This is a genomic window from Pseudoduganella sp. GW821-FHT05F09 (assembly GCF_059419605.1).
Map to the genome: position 1 here is coordinate 105,516 of NZ_JBWKSD010000005.1, position 16,128 is coordinate 121,643.

The 16,128-nt window shown below is 67.4% G+C and carries 12 protein-coding genes; 5 read left to right on the forward strand and 7 right to left on the reverse strand.

What is annotated here, in order from left to right; translation table 11 throughout:
- Positions 1-86: 86 nt before the first annotated feature.
- From prsT to AC07S4_RS17405, 7 genes are all read right to left on the reverse strand, one after another.
- On the reverse strand, positions 87-2,867 hold the full coding sequence (gene prsT / locus AC07S4_RS17375) for an XrtA/PEP-CTERM system TPR-repeat protein PrsT (protein ID WP_494987850.1): 2,781 nt from the start codon (positions 2,865-2,867) through the stop codon (positions 87-89).
- Positions 2,868-2,959: 92 nt separating this feature from the next.
- On the reverse strand, positions 2,960-4,009 hold the full coding sequence (locus AC07S4_RS17380; protein WP_494987851.1) for an acyltransferase family protein: 1,050 nt from the start codon (positions 4,007-4,009) through the stop codon (positions 2,960-2,962).
- Positions 4,006-5,052 (reverse strand): glycosyltransferase, encoded by a 1,047-nt coding sequence (locus tag AC07S4_RS17385; RefSeq protein ID WP_494987852.1) that lies wholly within the window; start codon positions 5,050-5,052, stop codon positions 4,006-4,008. Before AC07S4_RS17385 ends, AC07S4_RS17380 begins: the two co-directional genes overlap by 4 nt.
- An 88-nt stretch (positions 5,053-5,140) precedes the next feature.
- Positions 5,141-6,115, reverse strand: coding sequence for a glycosyltransferase family 2 protein (locus AC07S4_RS17390; protein ID WP_494987853.1), 975 nt, complete (start codon positions 6,113-6,115; stop codon positions 5,141-5,143).
- Positions 6,116-6,122: 7 nt separating this feature from the next.
- The gene (locus AC07S4_RS17395; RefSeq protein ID WP_494987854.1) at positions 6,123-7,976 is read right to left on the reverse strand and encodes an asparagine synthetase B family protein; all 1,854 of its coding nucleotides are present in this window, start codon (positions 7,974-7,976) and stop codon (positions 6,123-6,125) included.
- On the reverse strand, positions 7,973-9,247 hold the full coding sequence (locus tag AC07S4_RS17400) for a pyridoxal-dependent decarboxylase, exosortase A system-associated (RefSeq protein ID WP_494987855.1): 1,275 nt from the start codon (positions 9,245-9,247) through the stop codon (positions 7,973-7,975). The genes AC07S4_RS17395 and AC07S4_RS17400 overlap by 4 nt, the downstream gene beginning before the upstream one ends.
- Positions 9,244-10,824 (reverse strand): acyl-CoA ligase (AMP-forming), exosortase A system-associated, encoded by a 1,581-nt coding sequence (locus AC07S4_RS17405; RefSeq protein ID WP_494987856.1) that lies wholly within the window; start codon positions 10,822-10,824, stop codon positions 9,244-9,246. Before AC07S4_RS17405 ends, AC07S4_RS17400 begins: the two co-directional genes overlap by 4 nt.
- A gap of 230 nt (positions 10,825-11,054) precedes the next feature.
- On the opposite strand from AC07S4_RS17405, the gene AC07S4_RS17410 reads away from it, so the two are divergent.
- From AC07S4_RS17410 to AC07S4_RS17430, 5 genes are all read left to right on the forward strand, one after another.
- Positions 11,055-12,392, forward strand: a complete 1,338-nt coding sequence (locus AC07S4_RS17410; protein WP_494987857.1) for a putative O-glycosylation ligase, exosortase A system-associated — start codon at positions 11,055-11,057, stop codon at positions 12,390-12,392.
- A gap of 3 nt (positions 12,393-12,395) precedes the next feature.
- Positions 12,396-13,394, forward strand: coding sequence for a polysaccharide deacetylase family protein (locus AC07S4_RS17415; RefSeq protein ID WP_494987858.1), 999 nt, complete (start codon positions 12,396-12,398; stop codon positions 13,392-13,394).
- A 107-nt stretch (positions 13,395-13,501) separates the two neighbouring features.
- The gene (locus AC07S4_RS17420; RefSeq protein ID WP_494987859.1) at positions 13,502-14,779 is read left to right on the forward strand and encodes an aminotransferase class I/II-fold pyridoxal phosphate-dependent enzyme; all 1,278 of its coding nucleotides are present in this window, start codon (positions 13,502-13,504) and stop codon (positions 14,777-14,779) included.
- Positions 14,776-15,873 (forward strand): GNAT family N-acetyltransferase, encoded by a 1,098-nt coding sequence (locus tag AC07S4_RS17425; protein WP_494987860.1) that lies wholly within the window; start codon positions 14,776-14,778, stop codon positions 15,871-15,873. Before AC07S4_RS17420 ends, AC07S4_RS17425 begins: the two co-directional genes overlap by 4 nt.
- Positions 15,874-15,876: 3 nt before the next feature.
- Complete coding sequence (locus tag AC07S4_RS17430) at positions 15,877-16,125, forward strand: acyl carrier protein (protein ID WP_494987861.1); 249 nt, start codon at positions 15,877-15,879, stop codon at positions 16,123-16,125.
- Positions 16,126-16,128 lie beyond the last annotated feature (3 nt).

Consider the following 16,128-nt stretch of genomic DNA (forward strand, 5'->3'; position numbering starts at 1 on the left):
AGATAACCTATTTCCGCCCAGCACGCACGAGCGAATTCAACCGTGCGCGGCTCCGCAAGCCGCCGTGCATGCGGCTTGCGGCCGGATCAGAGCTGCTTCAGCAGCGCGCGGGCATCGTCGGCCAGGGGGAAGGATTTTCCGTCAGCCAACAACTGTTCCAATTCCTTGCGCGCGCCCGCCTTGTCGCCCGACTTGCTCAGCGCGGCGGCGTAGTGGTAACGGATTTCGGTGTTGCCCGCCGCCCCCGCCGCCGCTTTTTTCAGCAGCGGCAAACCGCGCGCCACATTGCCCTGTTCCACCAGCACCCAGCCCAGCGTATCCATAATCGCCGGATGGTTGGGCACCAGCTTGTCGGCCTGCTCGGCCGACGCCAGCGCGCGCGGGTCCTTCAACTGCAGATAGGCTTGCGCGAGGTTGTTGTAGGCCACCGCGTTTTGGGGCGTCAGCTTCAGGATAGCTTCGAATTGCCCGATTGCAATCTGGTATTGCTTGCTTGCCAGGCTGGTTTCGGCCAGATACATGGCCATCAGCGCGTCTTTCGGGTTTTCCTTGAGCCATTGTTCGGCGCGCTGCTCGCCTTCCTTGATCTTGCCGCTGCGCTTGAGCGCCTCCACCACCTTAACCGCCAGCGCCGGCGTCTTGGCCCGCGCCAGCGCCTTCTCATACAGCGGCAAGGCGGCCGCATGCTTGCCCTGCGTCGACAGGATGTCGGCCTCCAGCACAAAGCCGCCCGGCACCTTGTCGTGCAGTTTTTGCAGCTGGCGCGCCACGGCGATGGCGGCATCGGGCTTGTTCTGGCGCATCAGCAGCTCGGCCTGCATCAGTTGGGCTTCCGGATAGTCGGGCTGCAGCTGCAAGGCCTTCTTCAGGTCCTCGGCGGCGGCACTCTCACTCTTCATCCTGGCATGCACACCGGCCAGGCGAAACTGCGCCAGCGCCGATTTCGGCGCCAGGCTGGCCAGTTTGCTGTACGACTCCAGCGCGCCGGCGTCGTCCTTGGTGGCCAGCTGGGCGCGCGCCAGCAGGTCCAGCAGATCTACATTGCCGGCATTGCTCACTTGCAGTTTGCGCGCCAGCAGCAGCGCCTTCTGCGGCACGCCGGTGCGCAGATACTGGGTAGCCAGGCGCATGCCGGCCGGCACCGACTCGGGGTTGAGCTCGGCCGCTTTTTCCAGCCAGGTGGTGGCCTCGGCCTGCTGGTTGGCGCTGGCCGCCACGCCCGCCAGCGCCGTCAGCGCGTCTATGCTTTTCGGGTCCTGTTCCAGGTAGGCCTGCAGGCGCTTCTTGGCGTTTTCCGGCTTCTTGTCGATCAAGTCCAGTTGAACCAGGCTGGACACAGACGGGAAATAGGCCGGCTTCAGCGCCAGCGCCTTCTCGTAGCTGGCGCGCGCGCCCGCCATGTCGCCCTTGCCCACCAGCGCCGCCCCCTTCAGGTCATGCACCATCGGACTGGCGGGCTGGCTCTGTTCCATCTTGGCCAGGGCCGCCAGGGCCTTGTCGAAGTTGCGCAAGCCGAGTTCGGTGCGCACCAGCGCCGCGCCGGCCTGCTGCGATTTGCCGTCCAGCTGGGTGGCCAGCTCCAGGTCGCTGATGCCCTGCGCCTTGTCGCCCTTGCCCAGCTTGCTCAAACCCAGCGAAGTGCGCAGCGAGGCCGCTTTCGGCTCCAGCGCGGTGGCCTTCTCGAAGTACTCGGTGGCCTTGTTGAAGTCGCGCGCCTGCATATACGATTCGCCGGCCAGCGCCAGCAGCTGCACGTCGGCCGGCTCGCCGCCCTTGAGCGCGGGCGCCAGCACCGCCAGCGCGTCCGGCGTCTGGCCGCCGCGCAGCAGGCTGGTGGCCAGCATCTTGCGCGCGTACAGATTGTCCGGGTTTTTCTCCAGGTATTTGCGCAAATGCTGTCCGGCCTGCTGGGTCGATCCCAGGTTCAGGTTGACCGCGCCGGCCAGCAGGATGCTGGGCATGTGCTCGGGCGCGGCGCGCAGCACTTTCTGCAGCGATTCCAGCGCGGCCGCGTTCTTGCCCTGGGTAAAGTCCAGCAAAGCTTGGGTATAGGTCACCATCATGCTGCCGGGCGTGATCTTCTTGGCCGCCGCCAGGTCGGCCTGGGCCAGCTCATACTTGCCCGAGGCGATTTCCAGGTAGGCTTTTTCGATATGGGCCGAACGGTGCGCCGGATTGGCCACCAGCACCTGCGCATAGGCTTCCAGCGCCTGCTCGGGCTTGCCCTGGGCGCGCAGCAGGTCGGCCTTGAACATCAGCGCGTCAGCGTCCTTGGGGCCGGCCGCCACGGCCTGGTCGGCATAGCTCATGGCGGAGGCGGCATTGCGCTCCAGGAAGGCCACGCGGCCCAGTCCCACCAGCGCGGCGGCATGCTGGGGCTGGCTTTGCAGCACGGAGGCGAACAGGGCCTTGGCTTCGTCGCGCTTGCCCAGCGCCAGCAGGGCGTCGGCGCGCACGCACAGCAGCTCGGCGCCGCCGGCCTTGGCGGCGGCCTCGGTTTCGTCCAGCGCGTTCTGGAATTTGCCCTGTATCAGCAGCGCGCGCGCCAGCACCGGCATGGTCTGCGCATCCGGATACTTGAGCCCGATGGCCTTGCGGATTTCCTTGTCCGCCGCCAGCACGTCGCCGCCGTCGAGCGACAGCTTGGCCAGCAGGTAACGCGCTTCGCCGTCGTCGGGGGCCGCCGCCAAAGCATTTTTCAACTGAATCATGGCGCCGGTGCTGTCGCCTTTTTGCTGCAGCTGTTTGGCCTGGAGTACCAGCGCAGCCGGCGTGTCCTCCTTCTTGCAACCGCTCAGGCTGGCAGACATGATTAAGGCGCCGGAAACCAAGGTGGCGATGGTCAGCTTTTGCACGCGATGAGACATAGGTGTCCTGTTGATGGGAAATAAACAATTAATAACTACATGTTGGCATGTCACTGGCCAAACGGCAATAGCCCAGCACGTCTGCCACCCGCTTACGCCGCAGCCCCTAGCTGGTTTGCACCAGGGGCGGGCCGCCACAAGGCAAGGGCAGGCCGTTCAATCAGATAACAGCTGGCCAGGCCGCAGGCATACGCCAGCAACAAGGCTGCGGCGGCCAGCAGGCCGGGCCCGATGCCGGGCCAGTACCAGGCCAGCAGCTTGCCGGCCGGCCAGCCATAGAGGTAAGTGCCATAGGACGCGTCCGGCATGCGCTGCGCCCAAGCCAGCCAGGATGCCGGCGCGAACACCCCGCAAAACAGCAAATAGGAACCGCAGACCAGCAGCGCCAGTTCAGCGCTGGCCCGATGCAGCATGCCGGCGCACAGCAACAGCGCTGCCAGCGTGCCCCACGGCAGCGACCAGCGCGGGCGCGGGCAGCACAGGCCATAGAGCATGCCTACCGCAAAGAATGCCGCCAGCCGCCACAGATGCCCAGCGGCGCCCGGCAGCAGGTTCCACGCCGCAAACTGATCCCAGCGCACGGCGGTGCACAGCGAGATTAGCGCTGCGGCCAGCACCGCCAGCACCACCCGGCGCCGCGCCAGGCCGGCCAGGCCCAGCGCCAGCACGCCCAGGTAGCACAAAAATTCATAGCGCAAGCTCCACATCGCTCCGTTTACTGCCGGATACGGCGTGCCGGCGAATACCGGCGGCGTGATGGGCTCGCCCAGCGTCAGGATGCTGAACACCGTACCGCCCAGCCAAAACGACGAGAAATAGCCGGCGCCTGCCGCCAGCGGCCCCACCACCGCGATGCACACGGCGGCGGCCAGCAAATAGCCCGGCACCAGGCGCAGCACGCGCTTGGCGAGAAACGCCAGCGCAGCCGGCTGCGCCAGCCAACTGCGCAGGATCAGGTAGCCGCTCAGCAGGAAGAAGCCGTCCACCGCCAGTTCCCCCAGTGTCATGGCGCCGCCGGTCAGGCGCATCAGCGGTTCGCGGCTCGCATTGCCATCCAACATTTCCGGCGCATGGCCTATGATCACCAGCGCCGCCAGGATCAGGCGCAACAGATTGAAATGGTTGAGATGCGCGGGCTTCATACGGGCGCCTCGGCTGCGGCAAGCGGCAGGTCCATGCGCTGCAGCACCCGCCGGTGCGGCAGCCACAACACGCTGCGCAGCAAGCGCAGCGGCAGGGAGGCCTTGCGCTTCAGCTCAGGCGCGCCGTGGCGCGCGCGCAAAAAGTCCTCCACTCCCAGCAGCGCGGCGGCGGCGCGCTGCTGGCATCCCATGTAACGCAGACGGTTGACGTCGAATAGCGCCTGGTCCAGCAGTTTAAGCAGCAGCCAGCGGCGATGCGCGGGCGGCGTGCTGCCGTGCCAGAAGATCAGGTAATTGCGCGCCATCAGGTAAAAATAATAGGGCGGACGCTCGGTCTCGCGGCGCGGCATGCTGTGGCGCACAGTCGCCTCGTAGGCGACCGCGCTCAGCCAGCCGGCGGCGGCCAGGCGCGCGCCGATTTCGTCATCCTCGTAATAGGCGAACATGCGCTCGTCAAGCGGCCCGGTTTGCCGCAGCGCCGCCAGGCGGAATAGCACCGCCGTGCCCGGCAGCCACTGCCGTTCCGGCATGCGCTCGGCCAGCCGGCGAGCCTCCTCCACCGAACCGGGCCGGTCACTGACGCGGCGCGTCCAGTCATGGAAGGCGCCGTAGAAATAGATTTTGCGCTGGTCGTCTATATCGGACAGCAAGGGCGAGACCGCGCCGCAGCGCGGCTCGGTCTCCATGCGCGCCAGCAGCGCGGACAGCACGCCTGCGCCGTCCATCACCGCGTCGCTATTGACCAGCCAGCTGTACGACAGGCCGCGCTGCTGCCCCTCGGCGATGGCCACATTATGGCCGCCGGCAAAACCCAGGTTGCGCGGCATGCGCAGCAGCCGCACTGCCGGCCAGGCCTGCAAGCCGGCCGCCAGAGCGGCATGGTCGGCGTCGGCGGAACAGTTGTCGATGACCAGGACTTCCAGCATCACGCCCGGCGGCATTTGCTGGGCCAGCAACGCTTCCACGCAAGCCAGCGTCTGCGCGGCGGTATTCCAATTAAGGATGCTTGCAAGCACAGTGCGCGGCGTAACAGTCATTTCCATGTCTTACCTCAGGTACGCCGCCGGATCGCCGGCCTACCATCCTTTCCTAGTCGAATTGAACGTCACGCCAGCCGCAGCGCGCGCGGCGCTATCGCCGCAGCAGTACGCGCAGCGCCAGCGGCACAAAATACAGCACGCTGCGCAGGTCGATGGCGGCCTGTTTGCGCAGCACCTCGCCAAAAGGCTTGCGGTGCAGGACACGATGCAACACATCGGCGACAAAACTCTGGCGCAGCGCGCGCACGGCGGCCTGGTTGGCGGCGCGCTGCTCAAGGTTCAGCGTAAACAGGCTGGCTATCGCTTTTTTGTATTTCATTTCATAGTGCAGCCGTATCAGCGATTTTTCCGTCCCCCAGCCGGAGCCGGAGAAGATGTTGACGCCGGCGCCGCACACGCATTCGCACTCGGACGAGAAGACGATGCCCTTGGTGCGGCTGGACAGGTCCAGCCAGAATAAATAGTCTTCGCCCGCGTAGACGAATTCCTCGCGAAAACGCAGGTCCGGCATGATGGCGTAGCGGTACACCACGGTAGGCGTGCCAATGATGTTGCCGCGCAGAACCTGGTCTTGCATATCCCCGCCGTAGCGGTGCAACTGCGGCGTCCCCGGCAAAGCAGGATGTTGCGCCACGTCGATGCGGCGCGCGCGCGCGAAAGCACTGACCTGCTGGTTCAGCTGGTAGAAGTCCGCGAAATAAAAGTCATGGCCCTGGTTCAGGGCCTGTAGCGCGTGCTGCAGGTGGGGCGGCGTCCATTCATCGTCCGAGTCGAGAAAAGCCACATATTCGGTGCCGGGCGCCACATGGTCCAGCGCCTTGTTGCGCGCCGCGGCCGGCCCGGCGTTACTCTGCTCGATGATGCGTATCAGTCCCGGATGCTGCGCCATCAGCCCCCCCAACTCGTCGCGCGCCGGCACCGGCGATGCGTCGTCCACCACGATCACATCGAGCCGGGCGCCGGCCTGCTCCAAGCCCTGCTGTGCCAGCACTGAACGCAGCGCCTTGAGCAGGATGCCGGGCTCGCGCTGGAAATAAGGAATGACTACCGCTATGGTCTGATTCATGCTGGCCTCACACATGGGCCAGCGTGCGCTGGCGGAACCACTGCTCCAGCATCATCAGCACCCATACCATGGTGCCGTGGTAGCTGGCGTGCTCGGCCAGGTGCTGGCCCAGCAGCAGGTCGATGAATTCGGCGCGCACGATGCCGCGCCGCTTCAGGTCGCTCAAGCTGTCGGCCGCCAGCGCCTGCAGCTGCGGCGTCTGCTGCAGCCACACGCCGAAGGGCAGGCCGAAGCCGTGCTTCTGCTTGGTGATGATCTCGTTGGGCAGGAAGTCGCGCAGCGCCTCCTTGAAGAAGTAGCGCAGCTGGGTGCCGTTCAGTTTCTGCTGCGGCGTCAGGCCGGCCGAGAAGGCCACCATCTGCTCGCTCAGGAAGGGGAACGCCACTTCCATGCCGGCCAGTTCGCAGGCCCGCATCACCTTGGGCAGATCGTTGTCGGCCAGCGTGACTTTCAGGTCCAGCGCCAGCATGCGGTTGATCAGGCTGGGCGCGTCGCTCAGGCCGTAGGTGGCGCTCAGCCCGGCCAGCGGCTGGCCCACGTCGGCACCGGCCAGGAAGTCGTCGGTGAAGACCTGGGCGGGGCCGTAGCGGCCCAGCAGATTGTAGGTCTCCAGCCGCGCCGGCATGGGCACCGAGGCCTGCTCGATATAGCTGCGCGCCTTGCGCAGCAGCTTGACGTGCCCGCCGCCGGGGAAGTTGAACACGGCCGGCTCCAGCAGCGCCTTGCGCAGCAGTTCGGGCACGCGCTCGTACAGCGCGAACACCTGCTGCTTGGAATAGCGCTCGTTGCCGCCGAACAGCTCGTCGCCGCCGTCGCCGCCGAACATGCGCGCCACGCCGTCGGCGCGCGCCATCCTGGCGCAGTAGTAGGCCGGCACCGCCGAGGCGTTGCCGAAGGGCTGGTCGAAGGCCTGCGCCATGTGCGGAATGGCGTCGGCCACGTCGGCCGGCGTCACATAGTATTCATGGTGCTCGGTGCCGAAATGGCGCGAGGCGATGCGCGCGTATTCCATCTCGTCGTAGCCCTGGGCCTCGAAGCCGATCGAATAGGTCTTGGCCGGCTTGCCGCCCACTTCGCACAGGATGCCGGCCAGGGTCGAGCTGTCGGTGCCGCCGGACAGGAAGGCGCCCACCGGCTGGCTGCCGCAGGCGTCGCGCACGCTGCTGCGCAGCACCTCGCGGAATTCGTCTTTCAGCTCGGCGAACGGGCGCTTGCCGTTCTCCTGGAACTGCATGCGCCAGTAGGTCTGCTGCTCGATGCGGCCCTGCCGGTAGCGCAGATAGGTGCCCGGCAGCAGCCGCTGCTGGCCCTGGTAGACCGTGCCCGGCGCCGGCACCATGTGGAAGTACACATAGTTGTACAGGCCCTGCGGATCCAGCTTGGCGGGCGTGAGCGGGTGGCGCACCAGGCTGTCGGCCGAGGAGCCGAACACCAGCGTTTCGCCGGCCAGCTGCCAGGCCAGCGGATGCGTGCCCATGCGGTCGATGGCCAGCAGCGCCTCGCCTTCGCGCTCGTCCACCACGGCCAGCGCGAAGGCGCCCACCAGGCCGTTGCACAGCGCCTCGGCGCCCTGCTTCCACAAGGACAGCAGGGCCGCGCCCATGCCCTCGGCCGCCGCCTGCTCGCGCCGCGCCGCGTCGCGCAGGCGCACATCGCCCCACAGCGCGATGGCCACGCCGTCGCGCTGCAGGCTGTGGGCGCAATCGACGCCGGCCGCCAGCGCCAGCGCGCTGGCGTTGCCCGCCAGCGCCTGCACGGCGCTGCCGTCGAAGCGCGCCAGCGGCGCCGCCATGGCCTCGATCAGGACGCGGTTTTCCGCCGCGCCGTGGCCATGCCCTATCCAACCGCAAATGCCGCTCATACACTGTCTCCTGCTGATTCATCACTGCCGACCAAGACTTCCACCGCGCCGGGATGGCTGAGGAAGGCGCCCGGGCTGGCCGTGAGGCCGTAGGCGCCCGACTGGAACACCACCGCCAGGTCGCCCGGGCCGGCTTGCGCCAGCTCCATCTGGTCGGCCAGCAGGTCGAGCGGCGTGCACAGCGGCCCCACCACCGAGGCCGTCTCGCGCTCGCCGCCGCACACGCGGTTGCCGATCACGACCGGATAATTCTTGCGTATCACCTGGCCGAAGTTGCCCGAGGCCGACAGGTGGTGGTGCAGGCCGCCGTCCGTCACCAGGTAGACCTGGCCGCGCGAGACCTTGCGCTCGATCACCCGGCTGACGTAGACGCCGGCCTCGCCCACCAGGTAGCGCCCCAGCTCGATCACGATATGGGCTTCCGGCAGCGCGCGCTTGACGTCCGGCAGCAAGCGCTTCAGGTTCTCGCCCACCGCCGCCAGGTCCAGCCTGCCCTCGCCGGGGAAATACGGTATGCCGAAGCCGCCGCCGATATTGAGCATGCGCAGCGGACGCGGCGCGTGCGCGGCCAGGCGCAGCGCCAGCGCGAAGGTCTTCTCGTGCGCTTCCTGGATCGCTTCCGCCTTCAGGTTCTGCGAGCCGCTGAAGATGTGGAAGCCGTGGAAGTCCAGCGCCAGCGTGCCCAGGCGCGCCAGCAGTTCCGGCACCTGTTCGGCGTCCACGCCGAACTGCTTGGGGCCGCCGCCCATCTTCATGCCGGACGATTTCAGCTCGAAGTCCGGGTTGACGCGCACCGCCACCTGCGGCCGCACGCCCAGCCGTGCGCCGATGGCGGCGATGCGCTCCATCTCGCCGGCCGACTCCATGTTCAGCACGATGCCGGCCGCCACCGCGCAGGCCAGCTCGGCGTCGCTCTTGCCGGGGCCGGCGAAACTGATGTTGCGCGGCGCCATGGTGGTGTCCAGCGCCACCCGCAGCTCGCCGCCGGAGGCCACGTCGATGCCGTCCACCAGGCCGGCCATATGCTGCACCACAGCCGGCATGGGGTTGGCCTTCATGGCGTAGTGCAGCTCGATTTCCGGCGGCAGATGGCGCCGCAGCTCGGCCACGCGGGCCGTCATGGCGGCGCGGTCGTAGGCGTAGAACGGGGTCTGGCCGACGCGCGCGGCCAGCAGCGGCAGCGCCACGCCGCCTATCTGCAGGCAGTCGTCGACGACGGGAAATTGCACCAGGGGCGCATGCTGCGGGCGCGCTGCGCTCGTTGTGCTCATTGCGTGTTCTCCGTAAAACAGTGTTCGTATTGCTGGCTGAGCAGCTTGCGGTCTATCTTGCCGTTCGGGTTGCGCGGCAGGCCGGCCTCGGCCATGATGATTTTCTGCGGCAGCATATAGGCCGGCAGATGAGGCTTGCAGGCGGCCAGCAGTTCGGCCGCCGTCAGTTCCCGGCCGGGCTTGCACAGCGCCACCACCACGATGGCCTGGCCCAGCGCTGGATGCGCCACGCCCAGCGCGGCCGCCTCGGCCACCTGCTCGCGCGCATACAGCACCTCCTCCACCTCGCTCGGGCTGACGCGGTAGCCCGAGGTCTTGATCATCTCGTCGTTGCGGCTGATGAAGTAGAGATAGCCCTCCTCGTCGCGGCGCACCGTGTCGCCCGACCACACGGCCATCTCGGCCAGCACGATGCCGGGCTCGGCGCGGTAGGGCTTGAAGCGTTCCGCCGTCTTGGCCGGGTCGTTCCAGTAGCCCAGCGAGACCAGCGCGCCGCGGTGCACCAGCTCGCCCGGCTCGTGCGCGTCGCATTCGGTGCCGTCCGGGCGCAGCACCATCACTTCGGCGTTGGGGATGGCCTTGCCCATGGAGTCGGGGCGGCGGTCGAGCTGCTCGGGCGGCAGATAGGTGGAGCGGAAGGCCTCGGTCAGGCCGTACATCAGGAAGGGCCTGGCGTTCGGCAGCGCGCGGCGCAGCGCGTCCAGCGTTGGGCGCTGCATGGCGCCGCCGGAATTGGTCAGATAGCGCAGCGTGCAGTCGGCCGGCCAGTCCAGGCCGGCGATCTGCAGCCACAGCGGCGGCACGGCGGCCAGGCCGGTGATGCGCTCGGCCACCACGGCCTTCAGGATGTCGCGCGGCAGCAGATGGTTGATCAGCACGGCGGTGGCGCCCACGCGGAACGCGGTCGACAGCTGGCTCAGGCCGTAGTCGAAGGACAGCGGCAGCACGGCCAGCAGGCGGTCGGCCGCCGTGTTTTCCAGGTAGGTGGAGACGCTGACGGCGCCGGCCACCATGTTGCGGTGCGATAAAACAACACCTTTGGGCTTGCCGGTGCTGCCCGAGGTGTACAGGATGGCGGCCATATCGGTGTCGATGGCGCCGGAAGGGGCCGGATGCGGCGGCGCGGCGCCGTCCCAGGCCAGCACGGCCACGCCCGGCACCTCGGGCAGCGCCTGTTCGCCGGGGTTGACCGCGAACACCACGCGCAGGTCCGGGCACAGCGCCAGGCTGGCGGCCAGCAGGCGCAGGCGGTCGGCCGAGGTGACCAGCACGCGCACATTGCAGTCGGCCATGATATAGGCCACCTGCTCGGGCTTGAGCAGGGGATTGACCGGCACGAACACGCCGCCGGCGGCCGCCGCGCCGTACATGGCGGCCACGTTCTCCACGTTCTTTTCCATATACACGGCGACGCGCTCGCCCCGCCCCAGGCCGGCGGCCAGCAGCGCGCCGGCGGCGCTGCGCACGGCCAGCGCCAGCGCTGCGTAGTCGAGCCGGCGCTGGCCGTACACCAGGGCCTCGGCGCCCGGCGTGCGCGCCGCGCTGGCGAAAATGAATTCGTGGAGGAGGTCGCTCATGATTCTCAACAATATGTTTGAATTAACAATGTGACACAATGCAACATGGTACGCGCGGCCCCCCCGCCCTGTCTATCGCCGGGGCCGCAACAATTGGCCGTCAAAAAGCTGCCCCGGGCGGACTACAATGCTACAGGCCGGGTTATACTACGGCGATATATAAATGGAAACAAGCAATTGCAGTATTACAACAGTATTTGCTTGATAATGCCACCCCTACAGGACGCTGCATGAGAGATATCGTCATTACGCTGATCGTGTTCGCTTCGCTGCCGTACACTTTCAAGAAACCGTATATCGGCGCCCTGATGTGGATCTGGATCAGCGTAATGAACCCCCACCGCCTGAGCTGGGGCTTCGCCTACGACTTTCCCTTCGCCGCCATCATCGCCGCCACCACCATGCTGGCCCTGCTGGTCGCGCCCGGCCCGAAACGGCCGCCCGCCTCGCCCGCCGTGGTGGTGCTGATCCTGTTTACACTATGGATGATCCTCTCCACCGTGTTCGCCATCCACCCCGCCGAGTCCAGCGTCATGCTGCAGCGCGTCGTCAAGATTATGCTGATGAACGTGGTAGTCATGATGGTGGTGCGCACCAAGGAGCAATTGCACTGGATGCTGTTAGCGCTGGTCGGCTCGCTGGGCTATTACGGCATCAAGGGCGGCGTGTTCACGATTATCACCGGCGGCAGTTTCCGGGTATGGGGGCCGGAGGGTAGCTTTATTTTCGGCAACAACGAAGTGGCGCTGGCCTTCGTGGTGATTATCCCCATCTTCTATTATCTGTATCTGATTTCCGACAAACGATGGATGAAATACGCCCTGCTGGGCGCCATCGGCCTGTGTGCGCTGGCCTCGCTCGGTTCGTATTCGCGCGGCGCCCTGCTGGCCCTGCTGGGCATGTTCGGCTTCCTGTGGCTGAAAAGCCCCAAAAAGGCTGCGCTGGGCGTCGGCATGGCATTGCTGCTGCCCATGATCATCCTGTTTATGCCGGCCAAATGGACCGAACGCATGGACACCATCGACAACTACAAGGAAGACGGCTCGGCCATGGGCCGCATCAATGCCTGGCAGATGGCCACCAATCTGGCGGTCGACCGCCCGCTGACGGGCGGCGGCTTTGAAATCTACGACGCCTATGTGTTCGCGCGCTACGCTCCCGTGCCCAACGACATCCACGCCGCGCACAGCATTTATTTCCAGTGCCTGGGCGAGCACGGCTTCGTCGGCCTGGGACTCTACTTGGCCTTCGCCATCCTGTGCTGGCGGCGCGCCAGCTGGATCATCAGACAGACCAAAAAGCGCGCCGATCTCAAATGGGCCGGCCAGCTGGCCGGCATGATACAGGTCTGCATGATCGGCTTCGGCCTGGGGGGCGCCTTCCTGAGTCTGCTGTATTTCGACATGCCGTACTACCTGATGGGCGCGCTGCTGATCACCGGCCAGATCGTGCAGGATAGCCTGCAGCAGCCCACCACCGGCGAATCCGGGGCCGGCGCGCCCGATTCGCCGTCCCAGACCGCAGACACGCAGCCGCAGCGCGGCGCGCGTGCCGCCAGGCAAGGATAATTCATGACCGCACTCCACCGCCCGCCTTCCCCCTTGGCCGCGCTGGCGCGGCGCGCCCTGCTGCGCCTGGGCGTGCAGGGCCGCGCGCGCCGCAGCCTGAGCATCCTGATTTACCACCGCGTGCTGCCGCAAGCCGATCCGCTGTTCCCGGACGAGGTGGACGCGGCGCGCTTCGAGCAGCAAATGGCCTGGCTCAAGCAGGGCTTCCACGTGATGCCGCTGGCCGAGGCGGCGCGCCGCCTGCGCGCCGGCACCTTGCCGCCGCGCGCGGCCTGCGTGACCTTCGACGACGGCTATGCCGACAACGCCGAGATCGCGCTGCCCATCCTGCAGCGCCACGGCCTGGCGGCCACCTTCTTTGTCGCCACCGGCTTTTTGAACGGCGGGCGGATGTGGAACGACACCGTCATCGAACTGGTGCGGCGCGCGCCCGGCCCGCGCCTGGAGCTGGCCGCGCTGGGCTATGGCAGCCACGCCATCGGCAGCGACGCCGAGCGCAGCGCCGCCATCCACGCGCTGCTGGGCCAGCTCAAATACCTGGAGCCCCAGCTGCGCCTGGCCGAAGTCGACAAGCTGTGCAGCCAGCTCGGCCTGGCGCTGCCGGACGACCTGATGATGAACACCAGGCAGGTGCGCCAGCTGCACGCGGCCGGCATGGAAATCGGCGCGCATACGGTGCACCACCCCATCCTGGCCAGCATGGACGAGCACGGCGCGCGGCAGGAGATCGCGCGCGGCAAGGCAGTGCTGGAGGAAATGACCGGGGCGCCGGTGCGCCTGTTCGCCTACCCGAACGGCAAGCCGGGGCGCGACTACCACGCCGCCCACGTGGCGCTGGCGCGCGAGCTGGGCTTCGAGGCGGCCGTGTGCACCGCCTGGGGCGCGGCCGGCCCGGAAACCGACCCCTTCCAGCTGCCGCGCTTCACGCCCTGGGACCGCAAGCCGCTCGGCTTCACGCTGCGCCTGTTGCACAATTTGTACCGGCCGGGCCAGACCGTGTAAAACCCGCATCAATTTCCGCCGCAATCGGCGCCTTCGCGATTGTGTGAAATTGTTGCAACAGTTATACTACTTGATGTATTAATTGAAACAAGCGGAGATTCACCCCGATGGCCCACAGCGCAGACCGCGTGCAGCACTACACCCCGGCCCCGGCCGGCCAGCAGGCCGTGCCCGGTGCGCCGCAGACCGGCCATCCGCCGGCCCTGCCGGACTACCCGCGCGCGCGCATCCCGACCAAGCCGGTGCTGTCGCGCGCGACCTTCCGCGCCGGCGGCGGCCACGCGCCGTCCATCCTGGACGTGCGCGAAGCGCGCCTGGTCACCAGCGGCCGGGTCGCCATTGCGCTGGCGCTGCGCCAGATGGGCGTGGGTCCCGGCGACCGCGTGCTGGTGCCGTCCTACCATTGCGCCTCGATGATAGAGCCGGTGGTGTGGCTGGGCGCCACGCCGGTGTTCTACCGCATCCACCGCGACACCCAGGTCGACCTGGACGACGTGGCGGCCAAGCTGGCCGGCGCCAAGGTATTGCTGGCCACCAACTATTTCGGCTTTCCGCAGAACCTGTCGCGCCTGCGCGCGTTTTGCGACCAGCACGGCCTGATGCTGCTGGAGGACTGCGCGCACTGCTTCCTGGGCGAGCACGAGGGCCAGCCGGTGGGCTCCTTCGGCGACTACGCCATCGCCAGCACGATGAAATTCTTCCCCATCTACGAAGGCGGCTGCCTGGTGTCGGCGCGCCACTCGTTGGCGCCGGTGCAACTGGAGGCGGGCGGCTTCCGCTTCGAAGCCAAGATGGCCGTCAACGCGCTCGAGGACGGCTTTGAATACCAGCGCCTGCACACGCTGCAGCGCCTGCTGGCCCTGCCGCTGGGCCTGAAAGATTTCCTGCTGCGCCAGCTCAAGCGGCGCGGCAGCGCGCCGCAGCCCATGGCGCCGCGCTCGTCCGAAGGCGGTTTCGGCTTCGATCCGGCCTGGCTGGGCAAGCGCGGCTCGCTGTTCTCGCGCCTGACCTTGCGCCTGGTCTCGCGCGGCCGCATGGGCGCGCTGCGCCGCCGCCACTACCTGCGCCTGCAGGCCGCGCTGGACGGCCTGCCCGGCTGCCGCCCGCTGCACGCGGTGCTGCCGGAGCGGGTCTACCCCTGGGTGTTCCCGCTGTACGTGGAACTGCCCGAAGCGGTGTTCGATTCGCTCAAGCGGGACGGCGTGCCCATCATCCGCTTCGCCGAATATCTGTGGGAGGGCGTGGACGCCACCGTCTGCAGCGCCAGCGCGGAGCTGTCGCGCCATGTGCTGCAGTTTCCCTGCCATCAAGAGCTACAAGAACCGGAGCTGGACTGGATGATAGACAAGATCAAGGCTGCCCTGCTGGCGGCGCGCGCGCCATGAAATGGACACTGCTGCCGGCCAGCGACTACCCTGCCCATGCCGCGCGCTGGCAAGAACTGAACCGCGCCAGCGTCGACTCGCCGCTGCTGGACGCCGATTTTGTGCAGCCGCTGCTGACCGAATTCGGCGAGGGCCGCGAATGGCTGGCCGTATGCGACGATAGCGGGCGCACCGTGGCCATGGCGCTGCTGCAGAAAAGCCGCCAGGGCGCCTGGCAAACCTTCCAGCCTTCGCAGCAGCCCATGGGCATGTGGCTGCAGCTGCCGGACCAGGACCTGTCCGCGCTGATGGACAGCCTGCTGCGCAGCCTGCCCGGCCTGCCGCTGGTGCTGGGCCTGACCCAGTTCGACAGCGGGCTGCATGCGCGCCCCGCCGACGGCGCCCAGGTGCGCACGGCCGACTACATCAGCACGGCCCGCATCACCATTGCCGGCACCTTCGAGGAATACTGGGCCGCGCGCGGCAAGAACCTGCGTACCAACATGAAAAAGCAGCGCGCCAAGCTGGCCAAGGAGGGCATAGCCAGCCGCATGGAGGTGCTGCGCGCGCCGGCCGACATGGCGCAGGCGGTGGCCGACTACGGCGTAATGGAGAGCGCCGGCTGGAAGGCCGGCGGCGGCACCGCCATCCACCCGGACAACGACCAGGGCCGCTTCTACCGCAGCATGCTGGAGAACTTCGCCCGGCGCGGCGCGGCCAGCGTGCACCGCTACTGGTTCGGCGACCGGCTGGTGGCGCTGAACCTGTGCATCGAAGGCGGCGGCGCCAAGATCATGCTGAAAACCACCTACGACGAAAGCCTGAGCAGCCAGTATTCGCCGGCTTTCCTGCTGTGCGAGGAGACCTGCCAGGCCTTGTTCCACGAGCGCGGCGCCGCACGGCTGGAATTCTACGGCAGGGTGATGGAGTGGCACCTGCGATGGACTGACGAGGTGCGCAGCATGTACCATATCACCCATTACCGGTGGCCGGCCCTGAAAAGCCTGCACGCCCTGGTCAATAAGCTCAGGCGCGGAGGCGCGGGCCAGCCGGCGCCCGCCGCCGAACCGGTCCCGCCCGCCGCCGCCCGCCATACCGAACCATCCACGGAGTAAGCAATGTATCTGCAAGAAGTAAAAACCATCCTGGCCGACGTCCTCGGCCTGGGCGCCGGCGCCGCCGCGCTGACCGAACAATCGCCGCTGCTGGGCGCCATCCCCGAACTCGATTCCATGGCCGTGGTGCAGCTGATCGCCGCCATGGAGGAGCAGTTCGGCTTCAGCGTGGACGACGACGAGATCGACGCCGCCACCTTCGCCAGCGTCGGCAGCCTGACCGCCTTCGTGGCGCGCAAGCTGACCGCCTGAGCC